Annotated in this window: 15 protein-coding genes and 1 pseudogene; 8 read left to right on the top strand and 8 right to left on the bottom strand. The window is 62.0% G+C overall.

What is annotated here, in order from left to right:
- The first annotated feature begins 214 nt into the window (after window positions 1-214).
- A complete protein-coding gene (locus NKJ01_RS33890) occupies window positions 215-1321 on the top strand; it encodes a KamA family radical SAM protein (RefSeq protein ID WP_352734786.1) in 1107 nt (368 codons plus the stop codon).
- Between the two features lie 2 nt (window positions 1322-1323).
- On the opposite strand, the gene NKJ01_RS33885 is transcribed toward NKJ01_RS33890, so the two are convergent.
- The 3 genes from NKJ01_RS33885 to NKJ01_RS33875 are packed head-to-tail and all read right to left on the bottom strand — an operon-like array spanning window position 1324 to window position 6570.
- Window positions 1324-1929 carry a 4'-phosphopantetheinyl transferase family protein gene (locus NKJ01_RS33885; RefSeq protein WP_050589547.1) on the bottom strand — a complete coding sequence of 202 codons (606 nt, stop codon included), beginning with the start codon at window positions 1927-1929 and terminating at the stop codon, window positions 1324-1326.
- Between the two features lie 47 nt (window positions 1930-1976).
- Window positions 1977-2444, bottom strand: coding sequence for a GNAT family N-acetyltransferase (locus NKJ01_RS33880; RefSeq protein WP_352734784.1), 468 nt, complete (start codon window positions 2442-2444; stop codon window positions 1977-1979).
- A 13-nt stretch (window positions 2445-2457) separates the two neighbouring features.
- On the bottom strand, window positions 2458-6570 hold the full coding sequence (locus NKJ01_RS33875) for a Pls/PosA family non-ribosomal peptide synthetase (protein ID WP_352734782.1): 4113 nt from the start codon (window positions 6568-6570) through the stop codon (window positions 2458-2460).
- A 242-nt stretch (window positions 6571-6812) separates the two neighbouring features.
- On the opposite strand from NKJ01_RS33875, the gene NKJ01_RS33870 reads away from it, so the two are divergent.
- The 3 genes from NKJ01_RS33870 to NKJ01_RS33860 all read left to right on the top strand — a co-directional run bounded on the left by NKJ01_RS33870 (window position 6813) and on the right by NKJ01_RS33860 (window position 8043).
- Window positions 6813-7436, top strand: coding sequence for a BA14K family protein (locus tag NKJ01_RS33870; protein WP_352734780.1), 624 nt, complete (start codon window positions 6813-6815; stop codon window positions 7434-7436).
- A gap of 119 nt (window positions 7437-7555) precedes the next feature.
- Window positions 7556-7897 (top strand): DUF2934 domain-containing protein, encoded by a 342-nt coding sequence (locus NKJ01_RS33865; protein ID WP_023760125.1) that lies wholly within the window; start codon window positions 7556-7558, stop codon window positions 7895-7897.
- Window positions 7894-8043 carry a hypothetical protein gene (locus NKJ01_RS33860; RefSeq protein ID WP_010910556.1) on the top strand — a complete coding sequence of 50 codons (150 nt, stop codon included), beginning with the start codon at window positions 7894-7896 and terminating at the stop codon, window positions 8041-8043. The genes NKJ01_RS33865 and NKJ01_RS33860 overlap by 4 nt, the downstream gene beginning before the upstream one ends.
- A 50-nt stretch (window positions 8044-8093) precedes the next feature.
- On the opposite strand, the pseudogene NKJ01_RS33855 reads toward NKJ01_RS33860, so the two are convergent.
- From NKJ01_RS33855 to NKJ01_RS33845, 3 genes and pseudogenes are all read right to left on the bottom strand, one after another.
- Window positions 8094-9955 (bottom strand): annotated as a pseudogene (locus NKJ01_RS33855) (CHASE2 domain-containing protein).
- A gap of 6 nt (window positions 9956-9961) precedes the next feature.
- Window positions 9962-10492 carry a FecR domain-containing protein gene (locus NKJ01_RS33850; RefSeq protein ID WP_502905947.1) on the bottom strand — a complete coding sequence of 177 codons (531 nt, stop codon included), beginning with the start codon at window positions 10490-10492 and terminating at the stop codon, window positions 9962-9964.
- A gap of 795 nt (window positions 10493-11287) precedes the next feature.
- Window positions 11288-12439: a sulfite oxidase gene (locus NKJ01_RS33845; RefSeq protein WP_352734778.1), complete on the bottom strand. Its 1152-nt coding sequence runs from the start codon at window positions 12437-12439 to the stop codon at window positions 11288-11290.
- An 838-nt stretch (window positions 12440-13277) separates the two neighbouring features.
- Here NKJ01_RS33845 and NKJ01_RS33840 point away from each other — a divergent pair.
- On the top strand, window positions 13278-15080 hold the full coding sequence (locus NKJ01_RS33840) for a trypsin-like peptidase domain-containing protein (protein ID WP_352734777.1): 1803 nt from the start codon (window positions 13278-13280) through the stop codon (window positions 15078-15080).
- Window positions 15081-15261: 181 nt separating this feature from the next.
- Here NKJ01_RS33840 and NKJ01_RS33835 read toward each other — a convergent pair whose 3' ends face one another.
- Together NKJ01_RS33835 and NKJ01_RS33830 are read right to left on the bottom strand one after the other, a co-directional pair.
- Window positions 15262-15918, bottom strand: a complete 657-nt coding sequence (locus NKJ01_RS33835) for a HepT-like ribonuclease domain-containing protein (protein ID WP_352734775.1) — start codon at window positions 15916-15918, stop codon at window positions 15262-15264.
- Entirely contained in the window at window positions 15915-16334 is a 420-nt protein-coding gene (locus NKJ01_RS33830) for a RusA family crossover junction endodeoxyribonuclease (RefSeq protein WP_352734773.1), read from the bottom strand. The genes NKJ01_RS33835 and NKJ01_RS33830 overlap by 4 nt, the downstream gene beginning before the upstream one ends.
- A gap of 303 nt (window positions 16335-16637) precedes the next feature.
- Between NKJ01_RS33830 and minC the strand changes: the two genes are divergently transcribed.
- From minC to minE, 3 genes are all read left to right on the top strand, one after another.
- Window positions 16638-17450, top strand: coding sequence for a septum site-determining protein MinC (gene minC / locus NKJ01_RS33825; protein WP_352734771.1), 813 nt, complete (start codon window positions 16638-16640; stop codon window positions 17448-17450).
- Window positions 17451-17547: 97 nt separating this feature from the next.
- Entirely contained in the window at window positions 17548-18363 is an 816-nt protein-coding gene (gene minD, locus NKJ01_RS33820) for a septum site-determining protein MinD (RefSeq protein WP_031260481.1), read from the top strand.
- Complete coding sequence (gene minE / locus NKJ01_RS33815; RefSeq protein WP_352486085.1) at window positions 18360-18632, top strand: cell division topological specificity factor MinE; 273 nt, start codon at window positions 18360-18362, stop codon at window positions 18630-18632. Before minD ends, minE begins: the two co-directional genes overlap by 4 nt.
- Window positions 18633-18734: the final 102 nt, after the last annotated feature.

The following is an 18734-nucleotide window of genomic DNA, read 5'->3' as shown; positions in this document are numbered from 1 at the left end:
GGTCAATCCGAACCGACCAAGAGACCGATCCTGCCTCAATCAGATGGCCTTCATATATGAATAACTTTCCCCGGACAGTCCTGCTCCTTGCGGGGGAGATGTCCGGCAGGACAGAGGGGGGTGTGAAGGATCGCGGCCGCAGCAAATGGGGCTGTTGACCTCACCAGCCATCCGCCCGATAGGTCCGCCCCAAGCATACCACCCGAGAAACCCGATGACCTCAGACACCAAACTCCAAGATGCGCCCGCGCCCGACACCGCCTGGCAGGCGGACGTCCGCGCCGGCGTGCGCCATGTCCGCGATCTCGCCTCCCTGCCGCTGTCGCCAGCCGAGCGTGCGGCGGCTCAAGCGGCTGCGGCGAACCACAAGGTGCGCGTTCCCAAAGCCTATCTCGACCTGATCGACTGGAACGACCCCGCCGATCCGATCCGGGCGCAGGTCATCCCGTCGCCCGACGAATTGATGGAGCAGGACGGCGAGCTCGACGATCCGATCGCCGATCATGAATTCAGCCCGGTGCCGCGGCTGACGCATCGCCATGCCGATCGGGTGCTGTTATTCCCAACCTATCAATGCGCGGTCTATTGCCGGTTCTGCTTCCGCAAGGAGTCTCTGACCGCGATCGGCCGCGGCTATACGCGCGAGGCGTTGGAGCCGGCGCTGGCCTATATATCAGACCATCCCGAAATCCGCGAGGTGATCCTGACTGGCGGCGATCCGCTCTCGCTGCCGGACAAGGCGCTGGCCGAAATCTTCGCGCGCATCGAGGCGATCCCGCATGTGCGGCTGTTGCGCATCCACACGCGCGTGCCGGTGGCACTGCCATCGCGCATCACGCCGGGGCTGGTTGCCGCCCTGCAGGGCCGGCTGATGGTCACAATCGTCACCCATTTCAACCACGCGCGTGAGATCACGCCCGCGACCGAGACAGCCTGCCGGACGATGCGCCACGCGGGTTTCGTGCTGCTCAACCAGAGCGTTCTGCTCAAGGGCGTCAACGACACGATCGAGGTGCTGGAAGAGCTCTGCCGCGAGCTGATGTATCGGCTCGGCGTCAAACCCTATTACCTGCACCACGGCGACCTCGCGCGCGGCATGGCGCACAGGCGCACGACGATTGCGCAGGGCCAGGCGCTGGCCGCGGCATTGCGCGCGCGGCTGTCGGGCATCTGCAACCCCGTCTATGTGCTCGACCTGCCGGAAGGCGGCGGCAAGGTGCCGATCGGGCCTTGTTATGTCGAGGGGCGGGACGGGGAGAGCTGGCGGTTGCGTGGGCTCGATGGCGAGGTGAGGGGGTACACGGAGGTGGTTGGCGAGTAGCGCTAACGCGTCTCGACAAACGCCAGCACGACCACGCGCGGGGCAACGCAGTATGCGAGGCTGACCTTGCGGCCCGTCTTCGTCGTCGCTTGGCCTGCGTTGAGATCCACAGTGATATCCTCATAGCCCAGCACCTCGCGATCGAGGGGATAGACGGCCTTGTAGACGGCTTCCTTGGCGCAAAAGAGGATGCGACCGGCAAGATGCCGGTCCGCTGCGTCCGTCCTATCGGCAGGGATTGTAACAAGTGCGAAGATCTCGTCCGGGAGCGGTTGCGCGGGCTCGACGTCGATGCCCAGCGAGGCGATATGGCCAATGGGCGCAACCGCCGCCACGGCCATGTCGTCGTCATGGGCCAGCGAGCCGGTGATCCCGTCGGGCCAGACCGGCGCGCCGGTTGGCGCGCGCGGGATGGCGACGCCGTTCATGCCAAGCTCCGCCAGCAGTCCGTGCGCAATCCAGCGCGCCGCACCGCTGGCCCGCCGCATGGCCGGCTGGCGCGCCGGGATAGAGCGCGCCTCTTCGGGCAGCAGATGGCCCTCGTCGCCGTCGCGTATCACTCGGCATCCGACCCGGACGCCGATGGGCGCAAGGGCAAGGGCGATCATCGCCTGCAGCAGTGATGTTTGCGCCAGCGCGATTTCAGAGGACCGCGTCACGATCGTTCGTCTGTGCCCGACAGGACCAGATCGGCGATCATTTCGCCGTCCTCGTCGAGCCCTTCTTCGACGAAGCCGGCGCTGCGATAAAGGTTTCGTGCAGCTTCATTGTCCGGTTCGTAGCAGATCGAAACGTGGCTGATGTGGCCGAGCCCAATGATTTCGTCCAGCACTTCGCGCAACGCGGCCTTGCCATAGCCTCTGCCCTGAGAGGCGCGGTCGATCATGAAGCGGTAGATGCGCGCCTCGTCGTCATTCCGCGGTGCATCGTACATGAGGAAACCGACGATACGATCCCCGGCCATTATGACGCGCGGCCTCGCGTCTTCGTCAGTTTCGGCCTCTTCCAGGGAGTCCGCATTGCTGGCGACGAAATCCATCTGCTCCGGAGCGAGTTCCAGGGCCACGACCAGGGCCCGGTTGGCCTCGGTCACGGCAACGAGACGGATGTCTGTGCTTTTCAAGCCGAAGCCTTCTTCAAGCCGATACCTTGAAGCCGTCGTCCGTGATCGGCTCGACGAAGCGATGCAGCTTGGCCGGGTTGCCGCGCCAAATGGAATTGGGCTCCAGCTCCTCGCCCTTCATCACGAAGGAGTCGACATCGACCACCGAGCCTTCGCCCATCACCACGCCATAGTGGACAAAGACGGAAGGGCCGAGCGTGCAGCCCTTGCCGATGCGGATGAAATCGGACTTGAACGCGCCTTCTTCCAGCGAATGGGCCTGGATGACGCAGCCCTCGTTGAGGGTGACGTCGTCGCCGATCTCCACCAGGGAACGTTCGGTCAAATTGCTGCCGCCGTCATAGACACGGCTGCCGACCTTGACGCCCAGCAGGCGCAGGATCATCGGCCGGAACGGCGTGCCGGCGAACAGGCGCACGATCGGCGAATCCGCGAGCTTCCAGTGGCGTTCGTGGCGCCAGAACGCGACGTCGTAGATCGTCGTCATCTGGGGCTTCAGCCTGCCAAAACCAAGGCTCGCCCGCTCGACCAGGATGTAGAACGGAATGGTGATAGCCGAGGTCAAAAGCACGGCGGCGAAGAGCGCGACCTCCGCCCATTCAGTGTAGTAGTTCAGGGCTCGGTCCCAGATCGCCAGCGTGGCGAACAGCATGACCCATTGCGTGGCCACGAATAGAAGGATCGTCACCAGATTGTGGCGATTCTTCAGCGGGATGCGCTGGCGCCGGTCGGCCTCGTCGACGCCGGCGATGAGTTCCTTGTCGCGGTTCACCATGCGCGGGATTTCAAACGCAGGCGAACCCAAGAGCCCGACATTCTCACGCAGCGGCCCGTCGATGGGGATCATCACCTTGGTGCCGAGCAGGACATTATCGCCCGTGCGTCCGTCCGGCGGGTAGTAGATGTTGTTGCCGAGGTAGTTGCGTTCGCCGATCCGCGTCTGCTCGAGCCGGAAAGCCGAGGCGGACTTGTGCATGTTGATCATGAACAGCCCGTCCGACACCATGGTCTCGGTGCCGATTTCGCACAGAAGCGGGTTTTCGTGCTGCTGGTTGCTGCCGAAGTTGGAACCGGTCTGCACCACCTTGTTGAGGTTCCAGCCGATGGCCCTGATATAGTGCACGATTGCCGAGCTGTCGCCGAACAGCAGGCCAAGCACGCGGGAATTGCTCGAGAATTCGGCGACGGTCTGCAGCCAGTAGCGGAAGCCGTAAAGCGTGTAGGTGCGGCCTGGCTTCAGGATCAGGTTTGTCAGGCGCGGCACCAGCGACGCTGCCAGAAAAGCCACGGCGATGTAGCCGAACAGCGTGACCGTGGTGCCGATCGCGACGATGCCGATCGTCTCCTGATAGTCGTCGCCGACATTCTCCCAGTAGCTGTGGAACAGCAGCGGCAAAGGGGTGACGATGGCAAACAGCCCGATCAGCTGAACCGCTTCGAAGAGGAAGCGCCGGATGTTAGAAGGATCGACATTGCGCACCTTGCAATAGTCCGCCGTGGTCGGCACGGCCGGCGATCCATGCCAGCGTTCGCCGTCCGGTATGCTCTGCCCGCGGTGCAGCGAGGATGAATGGCCGAGCTGGGCGCCATCCCCGATCCTGGTGTCGATGTCGAGCGTGGAGCCGACGCCGACGAAGGCATCGCGACCGATGGTCAGCGGCCCGGTATGGATATAGCCGGACTGGGCCCGGAAGCCGAGGATCATCGATTCCTTGCGCAGGATAGTGTTGGCGCCGATGGAAATGAGATCGGTGCAGACGGGCACGGATTTCGATTCGATGACGGCGTTCTTCCCGAGCTTGGTGCCGAGCAGCTGCAGATAGAGACTGTAGAGCGGGCTGCCCCGGAACAGCACGACGGGTGCGGTGCGGATCAATGTCTTGACGACCCAGAAGCGGAAGTAGCGCACGCCCCAGATGGGAAAAGCCTCGGCCTTCCAACGGCCGATCAGAAGCCATTTGGCGATAACGGCAAAGCCCGACATGCCGAAGAACACACCGGCCGAAAGCGCCACGCAGCGCAGGTACAGCTGCAGTGGATCGTCGAGCGCCTCATACATCCAGTTGAGGCCGTCATTGATCGCCCACAGGGCAACATAGCTGTAGAGCCCGTAGAACAGCAGCTGTGCGGCGCCGCAGGTCCAGTAGGCAAAATTCGATGCCCGGCGGGTGAGGACCGGCTCATTGGTGGCCGTGGTCATCTCCTCCGCAACGCGGAGATGCCGCGCCAGCAGCGCCACGGTCGGATAGAGATAGATGTCGCGCATCGAGGCCGTCGCCCATTCCTTTCTGGTGCGGACGCGCGCGCAGAAATGGGCCATCAGCAGCGAGTTGGCGCCTAGATCGTCGAAGAAATTGTCCTCGACGGACACTTCGTCGAATTTAAGCACGGCGGCCAGTGCCTCGGCCAGGAAACGCTCGTCGTCATTGCCGGGCGCCACCATCGCGCGATCGGCCGAAAGCCGGATGCTTGTCGGTTTCGGCAGCTGGCGCAGGTCCACCTTGTTGGAGACCGTCATCGGGATGACAGGCAGCTCCTCCAGATAGGACGGCACCATGTAATCCGGCAGCCGCCGCTTCATCGTCTGGGCGAGATCCGCACGCGAGATCACCGGCTGGCCGGCCTTGGGGGCGTAATAGGCGACGAGTTCCACGCGGCCGGGCTCGATCTCCCAGGTGGTGACGGCAGCCTGCGCGATCTCGGGCTGGTCGAGCAGCACCGCCTCGATCTCGCCGAGTTCGATGCGGTAACCGCGGATCTTCACCTGGGTGTCGATGCGCCCGGCATATTCGATCTCGCCGCTATCGTTGATACGGCCAAGGTCGCCCGTCCGGTAGATGCGCTTCGACGGGTTGTTCGGCAGGCCGACGAAATCGGCGATGAATTTCTGTTCGGTAAGGTCCGGCCGGTTGAGGTAGCCGACCGCGAGCCCGATGCCGGCGATGCCGATCTCGCCCAGTTCGCCGGGCTCGGCAAGCTGCGGCAGCGAGGCGTCGAGAATGACGATGGAATAGGTCGGCAGCGGCGCGCCAATGGTGACGGGGCTGTCCGGCGTCAGCGCGCCCATGGTTGCGGTGACGGTCGCCTCGGTGGGGCCATAGGTGTTGAGGATCTGCCGTCCCGGCTTCGACCAGCGCACCACCAGATTGTGCGGGCAGGCCTCGCCGCCGACCAGCAGCGTGCGCAGGCTGGGCACGTCCGATGTCATCGACGACAGAAGCGTCGGGCTGCAGGCCATGCAGGTGATGTCATGGAGGCGCAGGAAATCGGCCAGTTCCTCGCCCACCAGGGGCATCTGGCCAGGTGCCGGCACGACCGTCGCGCCGGCGACGAACGGCACCCAGATCTCTTCGGAAGAAAAGTCGAAGGCGATGGTCATGCCCTGATAGATGCGATCGCCCGGCCGGTAGCCGTAGGAAGCGGCGGCGACCCGGATGAAATTGACGAAGCTCTGGTGCTTGATGACGACGCCCTTGGGCCGACCTGTCGTGCCGGAGGTGTAGAGGATGTAGCAGGTGTCGTCCGAGGTCCTGGCATGCGGCTTCAGCGGCGCGTCGGACTGTTTGGAGATTTCGGCAGCCGCGCTGTCGATCAGCAGATGCGGAACCGGCAATTGGCCGGCGCGCGACGCATAGGCGGCGATGGTGACGATCAGGCTCACGCCGGCGTCTTCGATGATGAGCGTCATGCGCTCTTCGGGGAATGCCGTGGCCAGCGGCACGAAGGCGGCACCCGCCTTCACCACCGCGAGAAGTGCGACATAGGTCTCCGCCGAGCGGTCAAGGATGAGCCCGACCCGGTCGCCCGGCCGTACGCCGCGTTTGACCAGCAGGCGGGCGAACTGGTTGGCCCGCCTGTCCAGTTCCTGATAGGTCCAGGCCCGCCCGTCGGAAATCACCGCCGGCAAGGCGGCGAATGTCTGCGCGAGCTGTTCGAAGACTGTGTCGAGCCGCTCCCCGGGCAGGCCCTGCCGGTCAAAGTCGGCGCCCGTCAGGATCTGCGCGCGCGAGACTGTCGCGGGGGCCGTTCTGGCGAGTGCATCGACGCTTGCCAGTTCAGCTTCGGGCGGGCTGGCCGGTCTTGCCGCGTCCAGTCCGGCGATATCGGCACCGTAATCCATGTCCATGCTTTCTCGTCCTGGTCGGCAAACGCCCGGCGCGGCCATTTTCCGGCCGCCGCGGCAGGCTTATGCCATCCGATTTTTTCGCCAGTTTTTCCGAACTGTTGAAATTTGTTTCTGGAGTGTGTCTGCGCTTGCTGGGGACTATCGGCCGCTGCGCGATCTTGTCCGCCGGCGTCGCCCGAGCGTTTTTCTGGAACCAGCCTTGAGGCGCTGCATTTTATTAGCAGCGGCTCAAGGAGCTTGGCGTGAAAGCGGTGTTGGGATTGGTCTGCGGTTTCGTGTTGACGCTTGCGGTCTTCGGCAGCGGGCTGGGGTTCGCAGCCTGGCTGCTAGCCGCGAAGTCGCCGCGCCAGGCATCGGCCACCGTCAGCGTGGCGGAACTGTGGACCAAAAAAGCGCGGCCGGTGAACAAGGCGGACCAGAGCCTCGAACGTCTGCCGACCGAACAGTCCGCACCGGCCGACATTCCCGCCAAGCCGCAGCCGCAGGAAGCGAAACCCGATCCGGCCATGACTGGCGCCGTCGCGCACGTCGCACCCGACGCGGCCGAACTGCCGCCTCCGCATCTCGCCTGGTGCTCCAGCCGCTACCGTTCCTACCGGGCCGACGACAACAGCTACATGTCCTATAGCGGGCAGCAACGCCCCTGCATCTCGCCCTATCTCGTCGTGGCCGATCGCACCGCCCAGCCAGGCGAGGGCTATGGCGGCGAAAACGGCCCCGGATTGGGCGTCTACGCAACCGATGACGGCGGCGCCGAGCTTTCCGCCGACCATGTCGACTATTGCTTCAGCCGCTACCGCTCCTACCGGCCGGAAGACAACAGCTACCAGCCATACTCCGGCGGAGCGAGGCGACAATGCCAGTAGGCGTGGCTAGTGGGGTCGCGGGCCCGCACGCCAAAGGCCATTGCGCGATCCCGTTATGCAATTTTCGGATCGTTCGGATCGGCACAACGTTTATCCCTGACCCAAGGAGGACCTGAGACATGGACCACGACCGGAACGACAGGATACGTGAGCGCGCATACCAGATCTGGGAACGAGAAGGCAGGATGCAGGGCGATCCCGAGCGGCACTGGCTCCAGGCCGAGGCCGAGATCGACAGAGAGGCAGCGCTGCCGCTGACGGCAGGCGATGCCGCGCCCGGCGAGATCGCCAGCACCGACGTGCTGGAAGTCGAGGCGCTGGCGGTGCGCACCGGCATATCGGGCGACGAGGCACAGGAACTGATCGACAGGCTTGGCCACGACCGCGCCGCCGTCGAACAAGCCGCGCGCATCCTGAGCGCCAAAAGGGGACGAAATCCTGGTGAGGGGCAGGCGAAATGATCCGGAAGCTCAAAGACGGAAAATACCGCCTCTATTCACGCAAGAAGGACGAAAAGACTGGGAAAAGGCGGAACTTGGGCACGTTCGACACCCGCGAGGCGGCGGAGAAGCATGAGAAGGAGGTGCAGTATTTCAAGCGGCATTGAGGGCGCCGCTGTTCGCAGGACAGGCAAGCCGCAGGCCTGATGGCAACCCTCTACTGCAGCGTCCGTGCACTCTGCCAAAGCCAGATTGCGAGCGAGCCGGATCGCCCACGGATCTGTGTCTCCACAGGTCCTTTCAGGGTACCGGATTTGAACAACACGCACTCGCGGCCGGCGACATCAAGCATTATGTCACTCACCGCGACTTCAGAATTCTGGTCGGCCGCGATCTCCATCAAGCGACTGGCAACGTTGACTGTGTCACCTATGGCTGCGATGTGCTGACGGCCTTCACTGCCGAGCCGAGAGGCTACGATTGTTCCGTGGTGGGCTCCAATCTTGAAGCCGAGCCGGGATGCAGTCGATGCAGGCAACGAGGCGAGCCAATCGTTGGTGCGCTTGGAGAGCCCCACACAACAGCGGGCGGCATTGAAGGCGTCATTTGCCGCTGGTTCCGGCAGACCGAACAGGATCATGGCTCCATCACCCATGAAATTCGTGACGACGCCACCGCAGCTCGTCACTTCTTCGCCGACCAACGCATGAAAACCGTTCAGGAGCTCGCGTGTGGCGACCGGTCCCAAGGATTCACTTAGTCCCGTGAAGCCGGACAGATCAATGAACAGGATGGCGGCGTCTCGCCGGACGGGCTCCGAGAGGAAGTCGCCATGCTGGGCCAGCCACTCCCCCATGCCTGGGGCTTCAACGCGTTGAAGCAATTGGCTCTGCGTTGCGAAAAATTGGGCCCGGCGCCTGCCCAGCCAAAGCTGCGCGGCCCCGAACAGGATGACCGGCGGAACGGCGGCGGTCATCGGTAACGCGGCGCTCAGCCAGATGTGGTGCGAGAAAGCGGTCATGTTGACCACGAACCAGATCAGGACCACGCCGGCGATCGCCGCGAGGCCGCCGGCGTTTCGCCGCCATGCCAACAGCCCGACAAGAATCATTGGCAGCACCACTGCAAAGCCGGCATCCCAAGCCGAACATGCTGGTCTCGCACTATTCCGTCGCCGGCCATCAGATGAGCAATCGCCGTCGATATGACTTCGACGCCCGGGAGTATGGGATCGAACGGTGTCGGGAAAACATCGCCGGTGCCGGTTGCCGTTGCTCCGATCACAACAATTCGATCCCGGATCGTGCCGGGATCGAATTGGCCGTCCAGCACGGTCGCCGCGCTGATCGTGCGGATCGTGCCGCGGGGACCATAGAATGTCAGGGGCAGGATGTGACCAATGTCCGTCCGAATAGACCGTCCGCCCAGGGATAGATGATCGGCTGCGATTTCTGGATCCTCTCCTGCTGCCATGGCGGCAACACGCAAGGGGAAAGACACTTCCAGCCGATCTCCGGCCCGAAACAGCAACGGCACGAACCGGGGCGTTCCCGTCTTGTCGGTGGCCACGTTCACGACGCCGACAGCCGCGACATCCGAGAACGCTTTCAGGGGCCACAGGAACCGCTCGGCATTCGGCACGCCGGCGATGGGTCCTTCGCCCACCGTCCATTGTTTGCCTCCGGGGTAGACCGCCGCGGCTGCGATTACGCTTGCACCCCCGCTCAGCGAACGCGCGAGCGCGTCATCATTGTCTTTTGCCCCGGGATCGACCAGCAGCAGGTCGAGCGCAATGGCTTTCGGTCCAAGCCGCGCTATCGTATCGACAAGCCGGGCAAGCGTGGCGCGGTTGAGGGGATATGTACCCTCTTGCCGCACCGCGTCGTCGTCTATCGCGACAATGGTGATCAGCTCCGGTGGCTTTGCCGTTCCTCGAACAAGTGTTCGAAGATCGGTCATCGTTGCTTCGACGCGATCGAGAAACCACAGATGACCACGCCAGTGCGCGAAGCCCAGGCCGGCGCCCCAAAGACCCGCCAGGATGAGCGCGATCAGCGTCGGAAGCGCTCGCCTGCTCACAGCAGTTCACTGGCCGAAACGGGCCAGCAATGCGAAAACACGCTTGGCGGGCCAGCGCTTGACGGTCAGTGGTCCTGTTCCGGCCGCGACGTCGACGCCTTCGCCCGGCGCCAGCACCACGCCGGCACTGGACGCCGGCCGGTTTACGGCGACGCGACCCCTGAGGACGAAAACAGACGTCTTGCCCTGGCCAACGTCGACCGCCCATTTGGTGCCGCGCGCCGCGGCGATCGCCTGCGGGGTGATAACCGCGAAGCCACCCGGGACCGAGCCGGCCGGAGCATCGAGCAGCAGCGCCTTGCGCCGCAACCTGACCACATCGGCCCTGCCGTTTCGATCGCGGTCCACCAGCGTAAAACGAGCGCCACCTTCCACAATGATGGTAATGCCTTCCCGACATCTCAGAATCTGCCGGGACGTGCCGGCCACCGGCCTGAACGTACACCCTGCGTCCTGCGCCAGGGCGGCATCCATCCAGAAGACACCGGCAAACAGGCCAGCCACAAGGCCACGGAAAAATCGACCTCTTGCGCTCATCAACGCCTCCTTGCTCTTGCGAAAATATGCGGCACTTGCAACCGCGATGCGCTGAGGGATGCCGACCGGCGATCCTAGCACGACAAACCTGCTCCGACACCAAGCCAGGCCCCGGCCGCGGTGCGAATGTCGAGGAATATCAGGCGGCGACCTTTCTGGTAGCTTTTCGATAGGAATTTATTCTTGACGCCGTGAGGGCAGCTATGCTACATATTCGTCCATGGTATCGATCTGCGCCCGCCCGCTAGGCGGGTTTTGCGTTTTTGCTTCGTCAATCAACGCGGCGGCACCCTGACCCCTAGCCCGGATTCTTGCGCTGCTCTTCCCTTGTTGGCCTTTGCGGGGAGTCCCTTCCTTCAGGCAGGGTGATCGCAAATGGAAAGCCAAGTTTTTTTGCCTTACGGATACCCGCACCCCTGACCCTCCCGACAAGGAACCGATCGACGGGGGAGAGGAAAGGCGCGAGTTTGCCAATCTTGGCGCCCTTCCTCTCCCTCCGGAGGGGGGAGAGGTGGCGCCGCGAAGCGGCGACGGAGTGGGGGAAGGCGTTAGCGAAAGGCGCAGCCGCAAGACAGGCACAACCGGGCGAGCAGGAAAGCTCAGGCATGCGGCATTCAGGCGGAAGCATTGCTTCGATGAAAGGTCGACCCCCACTCCGTCGAGCTTCGCTCGCCACCTCTCCCCCGATCGACGGGGGAGAGGAAAGGCGCGAGATTTTCCCACCGATCACGCGCGGCCGGCTCGGCATGACAATTTTGCCACTTCGCTGGCCTCCTGCAAGCTTCCCGACTCTCCTCAAACGATCTTGACGCGCCGCGTCACCTGGCCATTGCTCTCCCAGTATGTGTGCTTCTTGGCAATCAAGGGATCGTCCATTGCTGGTTGAACCTGTCCCGTGGTGCTGACCGCGCGCGAGGTCACCGTGTGTTCTCCCGGCGAGGGATTTGCCCAGGGCAGGGACCAGATTTTCCAGGCGTGTTCGGCCTCCTCACTGTGGTCGATGGTCGCCGGCGCCCAGGGCGCTTGATCGATTTGCACTTCGACCCGGTCGATCGGTGCCCCCCAGGCCGCGCCGATGATGGCGTAGTCCGAGCCTTTCTTGGTGACCTTCGCGGGTGCCGACTTCAGCAGCGCTCGGCCCACCGAGGTCTCGGCCCATACGGTCTCGCCATTGTGGTCTTCCTCGCGGATGGTGACATAGTCGCGGGCCATCAGAAGGCTCATGAACCTTGTGTCGCGAACCTCGATGCGCTTCAGCCACTTGACGTTGGCGATCCCGTACCAGCCCGGAGCAATGAGCCGCAGCGGGGAACCGTTGGGCGCCGGCAAGGCGGCGCCGTTCATTTCGTAGCAGAGCAGATTGTCCGGGCTCATCGCGTCGGCGAGCGACATGCTGCGCGCGAAATTCTGCTTCATCTTGACGTCGCGTATGGCGACCTCGCTTTCGTCAGTACCGAAAAAGACGACCTCGATGCCCTTCTCCAGAACGCCGGCTTCCTCGAGGATCGGCGCCAGCGGCGTCCCTGCCCAGCGGGCATTGCCGATGCCGCCGGTGAAAAAGGGAAAACCGTGGTTGCCCGAGCATTCCACCGTGAAGACCACCTCCTTGCGCGGCCGCGCCTTGATGTCGGCGAGCGACAGCTTCAGGGGCTTCTTGACCAGGCCCTCGATCTCCATGGACCATGTCTTCTCGTCGATCGTCGGTCGATTGAAATGCGAGATGCTGAAGAACTTGTCGTTTGGCGTTATCCAGCTATCCAGATCCTCCCAGACAAGCTGCGTCTTGATCCCTTCCGGATTGGGGTTTTCGGTCGGCTGATCCAGCCACGGAACGACTTCCTCGCCCGCCTGTGCTGGAAAAGCGTAGGCGCGATGCGAGAGAGCAGCGATCGCGACAAGAGCCGCGCTTCCTTGAATAAGAAGTTCTCTGCGTTGAATGCTATGCATGTTGTTTACCTCCCAGTTGATCCGGAACAGGCTGCAACGTGCGATAGGCCGTAGCCTGATCACGGATAGGCGGCACAATGAAAGTCATGCCCAGCCGGAAGTATCCGGATAGGTCAGACAATCACCGACGCACCTCAAGCATGTGTTGGGCGAAACTCTAGCATGCGTTTCGCAACCCAAGAGTGCGCCTTTGAAAAGGACGTGTCCACAACCTGGACGGGACATGACAATTTTGTGGCAGACCGATTTGCTGTCGTGCAAGGTTCAAAGCTGCTCAGATCGCAACAGGCCGGCCGGGGCCCTCGGTGGGGCGCACGAGGGCGGAGGCGCCGACGCGCTGCGTCGCCGGGACCGCCGGGTAGCCAGCTCCGACGTGCTGGAGATCGAGGCGATGCGCACCGGCATATCGGGCGACGAGGGCGCTGATCAACAGGCTGGGCAGCCTCGGCAGTCGAGCAAGCCGTGCGCAGCCTCAAGACCAAAAGCCGGCGAAGCCCTGATGAGGGACAAGCGAAATGATCCGTAAACTGAAAGGTGGAAAATACCGTCTCTATTCACGCAAGAAGGACGAAAGACCGGCAAACGGCGCTACCTGGGGACGTTCGATACACGAGAGGCGGCGGAAAACATGAGAGGGAGGTGCAGTATCTCAAGAGGCATTGAGGGACTGCCAGACCGCGCTTGATATTGCCTGTGGCCAGCCCGCCGGCATAAAGCGAATCTTTGCTCTATTGGAGTTGACCCAATTTGGATGCGACTCTAATCTCGCATTGGGTTGGGTCAGTTGATAGTGTCAAAGTTAATTCCATTCATTTCTGTCTGTCTAAGCGTGTTGCTTTTGGATGCAGCAAATGCACGAGCAGATGGCGAGCAAGATTTCTTCAACCACCTGTCGAAAGAAGAAATCGGCCTCATCGTGTCCGATGCCGCTTCCGGCAACATTGATGCCAAATACTTTTACGCAAATTACTTAGCCAGCATGAACCCGAATGGCGCTGCCGAGGGCGAGGCCATAAGGGCAGCGGCGGCAGCGGCGGGTCACCCATCTGCCGAGTATGACATGTGCCTAACGGAGTCCCTCACTCAAGACAAACCGCCATCAATGTCATCATGCCTCAGTGCTGCATTAGATGGAAATCCGAACGCTCAAGTTTGGATGGGGCTGGCGCTTTCGGTTGGAATGTTTGGCCTCAAGGAGGATGTCTCGGCGGCTCTCGGTTGGTACAGGATGGCCGCATTCCAAGGTGACACGCTCGCTTTGTCGACGGTCGGAGACCAGTACTCTTCAGGAACTGGAGTGCAGAAGGATGATGCCCTAGCGATCCACTATTGGGAGAGGGCGGCATCTCAGGATAGCGCGGCGGCACTGCGTCAACTTGGTCGAGCATACGCTCTAGGATGGGGCGTGCCGGTCGATTTGGAGAAGGCCAAGTCTTACTTCACGAGAGCATCGGATTTCGGTGATGGCGCGTCACAGTATTATCTGGGGTTGCTCTACCGGGTGACTGGTAGTCTCCAAAGCGCCTATGTCATGCAAACGCTCGCCCTCAAGACGGTCGAAGCCGGCGAGATACGGGACGGAGTTGTGAAACAACGAATTGAGCTTCAGTCGATGCTCTTGCCTGAACAGGTGCGTAAGTCGGTAAAGATCGCAAAGAGTTGGCGAAAGAAAACCCCCAAACCGGCGCCGTTTATTGGAGGTACAGACCTTATAAAACGTCTCCAAAGAGAACTTAACAAACGTGGCTTCGGTGCTGGCGATGAGGATGGCATCGCGGGCGGCGCGACCGTTAAGGCCTATCGTCAGTACGCGGACGTACTTCACGTCCCAAACGCCCCGTTCGACCGACCGGCAATCTACTACATAGCGTATCGTTTGAATCTTTATGGCAAGGCCCAGCTGTCACAGCCGAGTATCCCGGCTCCAGTTGTGGCGTCTCAGGAAGTGCCGAGCCAGCCGGCTCCAGATGTATCCGACAAGCAGGCGCCGAAGTCGGATGTAGTTTCCACAGGCTCCGGGTTTGTGGTCGATCACAAGGGGCATGTGGTCACGAACGCCCATGTCGCGAAGGGGTGTAGCTCAATTGGGATCATAGACCAGCAAGGGAACAAGATCGCGGCCAAGACCATCAAGGTGTCCGAGTTCAGCGATCTTGCGCTGCTCCAATCGGACAGCCTCAAAGATACCGCGTCGGTCTCGTTCAGAGTCGGTGATCCTATCAAACTGGGCGAAAGCGTCGTGGTGTTTGGCTTTCCGCTCACGGGCACGCTTTCGGACCATGGAAACCTTACAGTTGGCAACCTGGCTGCTTTGTCTGGGCTTCGAGATGATCCTGGTATGCTGCAAATTTCTGCGCCGGTCCAACCGGGCAATAGCGGTGGACCCGTCTTGGACAGCCATGGTCGGCTTATGGGTGTCGTTGTCGCAAAGCTGAATGCCATAGCCGTGGCCAACGTAACCGACGACATTCCTCAGAATGTGAATTTCGCGATTAAGTCATCCGTCTTGGAGAACTTCCTCCAAGCCAGCGACATTGAGTATGAGACAGATGGGCAGGCAACAAAGGAACTGCCGATTACGGACCTGGCCAGTTTGGCCCAGCATGTAACCGTCCGGATCGAGTGCCATGGACCGTCTTAGGCCAGTGCGCTATTAATTTCATTTTTCACTTCTAAGACCGGCACTACAAGACTCTCGACGTAGTCTCGCAAAGGCGCTAGCTGATCTGGGTTGTGTTCAAGTATGTGCTTCAGCAGAAACAGCGAGACATTCTTCTTGGCGAAAGGCGCTCGATGCTCAGAGAGGTACTGCTGGAAATTTTCTAAGCGGATGGAATAGCCTCCCTTCTTTCCAGAGTGCCGATCAAATCACCTACGATCTCGACAAGCTTTAGCACCTGAGTCTCTGATGGAGATATGGTCAAATCTCCGTGCACCAACCGATTGCGCCATTGTACAGCTTCGCGAAGTTGCTCCGCTTCGCTTGGCGCAACGAAACCTGCACCCGCTAATAGCTCAACGATGCGACCGGGTGTCTGTGGGCGCATTGTCTTTCCAGGCTCTAGGCGGCGGCTCAATGCCTCAAGGGTGGCCCAAAGAAGCAATAAGCCTCCCCGCGGATCGATAGGTGCGAGCCGACCGGTGCTTGACAATGACTGTTTCAGGAGTTCCGTAGAGACTGAAGGCAATTGATCTGGCTCCTCCCCGGCGTAAAGTACCTCGAGGCGCCAATCGTCGTGTTTCGCCAACAGAGCATTCAATTCCCGAACTTTGCGTTCGACATGCGGTTGACCCTTACGCAGCACTTCGACAACGACTTGCGGCGTGCGCCCGAGTAAGACAGCGTCAGGCAAATATCTTTCGAGAAAGGACGGGAGACTCCCACGCGAAGGGCGTCGCACTAGCTTGTACCCTTGCGCGATCCAGGAGGGCTCATGCTGGTCCAGGATAGCGTCCTCAGCAAGCTCGAATTCGTTCATGGGGCTACATCCTCAAGCGGCACCTCTGCGACCCTGATATAGAGTACCGGCTCTTCCAGTGCCATGGCGCTGACCAGGACGTTACTGGGCGCCGCAAACGTGAAGCTCCCCGCTGGATCGAACCGCTGGGCCAGAATACGATCGATTAGCTCATCGTCTAGATACAAGTTGGGTTGCAACGCATCCAAAGTCAGTTTCACGATGTTGTCCAAGTCGCCTGGCATTGGCGATTGTGGAAAGTAAAACATTGTGACAGCCAAGCGCGTTTCATCGAAGGCCCAGCTCCCACCCTCAATTGCAGCCATGGCGGCCGCGAGGACTTTGGATTTCCATTCTCCCTTGGCCTTCGAGTTATCGCTCTGAAAACTGACTGGGGTTCCTATCACGTTGAATTCTAGCGGAAGCTCGGGCCACATGAGAAATCTCGGTAAGAATCAGGACGATTGGGGCAATTTCGCAGTTTAGGTAGCGTCACATTATTCTGCTAGTTGATTTGCATTCTGCTAGTAGATTTGCTTTGCCCGCAAGTTCGGGTGCTCGACGCGAGACTGGGGGCCGACTTGTGAAGTCGTATGGTGGGTCCGGGACCGAGACTAGGGAGGCCACCCCCAAGGCCCTTCTGAAACGATCGTAGACTGCGGGCTCCTCCACCCCTCCCATTAACCATTCGTTAACCATTCCCTCGCTAGCGTTTACCTATCAGTAAGGATTCGCCAGCCGTGACTTTTGCCGCTCCCCTCGAGGCCAAATCCATTCGCTTTCGTGCCCGTTCCTTTGTCGCTTTCACGCTGACTCCGGAAGATCCCTTGGCGGCCTGGCTAGAGGGGCTGGATCACTGGATCGGCAACTCGCCGGGCTATTTTTCCGGGCGGCCGGTGCTGTTGGATTTGAACACGCTGAAGCCGCAGCCGAGCGAGATCGCGGCGCTGGTGGCGGAGCTTGGGACGCGCGGCATTCGCATCTATGCCATCGAGCTCGAAGGGGCGGCGCTTGGGCCCGAACTGCCGCCGGTGCTGGTCGGCGCCAAGGAGGCGACGACGGATGGCCTGCTGCCCGGCCGCAAGGCGCGGGAGGATGTTTCCGGCATGTCAGAGGGCAAGGCCGAGGGCAGGGCGCCTGAAGCCGGTCCGGACAAGGACAAGGGCGGCAAGGCTGGCGCAAGCAAGATGGACGAAAGCGAGCCTCAGGTTGCGCAGGAGGTTTCGGGCACGCTGATGATCAAGGCGCCGATCCGCTCCGGCCAGGCGATCGTGCATCCGCATGGCGATGTCATCGTGCTGGGCTCGGTCGCGTCCGGCTCGGAGATCATCGCGGCAGGCTCGATCCATGTCTACGGCACGCTGCGCGGGCGCGCTTCGGCCGGGGCGCTGGGCAACAAGGGCGCGCGCATCTTCTGCCGCAAGAACGAGGCGGAGCTGCTGGCGATCGACGGCTGGTACGTCACCGCCGAGGAGATGGAAGGCATTTCGCGCGGCAAGCCGGTGCAGGCGTTTCTCGACGGCGAGGGCCTGCGCGTCGCGACACTGAGCTGACATTCGACAATGGGACGGCCGTTGGCCGTGCTGACATTCGACAATGGGGCGGCCGACGGCCGCCCGGCAAGAACACAACAACAACGGAGGCTTTTTCATGGGCAAGGTAGTGGTGGTCACCTCGGGCAAGGGGGGCGTCGGCAAGACGACCTCGACGGCGGCCCTCGGGGCGGCCGTGGCCAAGACCGGCAAGAAGGTGGCGCTTGTCGATTTCGACGTCGGCCTGCGCAACCTCGACCTGATCATGGGTGCCGAGCGGCGCGTGGTGTTCGACCTCGTCAACGTCATCCAGGGCACGGCGAAACTCTCGCAGGCGCTAATCCGCGACAAGAGGGTGGACACCCTGTTCCTGCTGCCGGCCTCGCAGACGCGCGACAAGGATGCGCTGACCGAGCAGGGCGTCGGCGAAGTCATCGACAAGCTGCGCTCGGTGTTCGACTATGTGTTCTGCGACAGCCCGGCCGGCATCGAGCGCGGCGCGCAACTCGCCATGCGATTTGCCGACGAGGCGGTCATCGTCACCAATCCGGAAGTGAGCTCCGTGCGCGATTCCGATCGCATCATCGGCCTGCTCGACGCACGCACCATGAAGGCCGAGCAGGGCGAGCAGATCGCCAAGCACGTGCTGGTCACGCGCTACGATGCCGCCCGCGCTTCGCGCGGCGAAATGCTGTCCATCGACGACGTGCTGGAAATCCTGTCGGTGCCGCTGCTCGGCATCATTCCCGAGAGCCAGGACGTGCTGCGCGCCTCCAACCTCGGTTCGCCGGTGACGCTTTCGGAGCCGCTCAACACCGCGGCCCGCGCCTATCTCGACGCCGCCAGGCGGCTCGAGGGCGAGGAATTGCCTGTCATCGTGCCCTTCGAACGCAAGGGCTTCCTCGATCGTCTTTTGGGAAGGAGGGCGGCATGAACCTGCTCGACATCTTCAAGCGGCGCTCCAGTGCGCCGGTGGCGCGCGAGCGGCTGCAAGTGCTGCTCGCCTATGAGCGCCGCAACCGCAGCCAGCCCGACCTCGTCTCCATCCTGCGCGAGGAGATCATGGCCGTCATCGCCAAGCACGTGCAGATCGACCAGGATTACATCCAGGTCTCGATGGACCGCGGCGAGACCATGTCGACGCTGGAAATCGACATCCAGATCCCCAACAAGAGCGCCGTGCCGCTGGCCATGGCGGGGTGACTTAGCAAGACTTGGGTTCCTCGCCCCCGCAAAGCGGGGGAGAGGTGCCCCCCGCAGCGAGGCGGCGACGGGGCCGCCCGCCGCTGGCCCTGTGTCTTAAAA

This window comes from Mesorhizobium sp. M0276, assembly GCF_040321755.1.
Lineage (GTDB): Bacteria > Pseudomonadota > Alphaproteobacteria > Rhizobiales > Rhizobiaceae > Mesorhizobium.
Note: the sequence above shows the minus strand (reverse complement) of the source record. Positions and strands in the feature narration are given on the sequence as shown.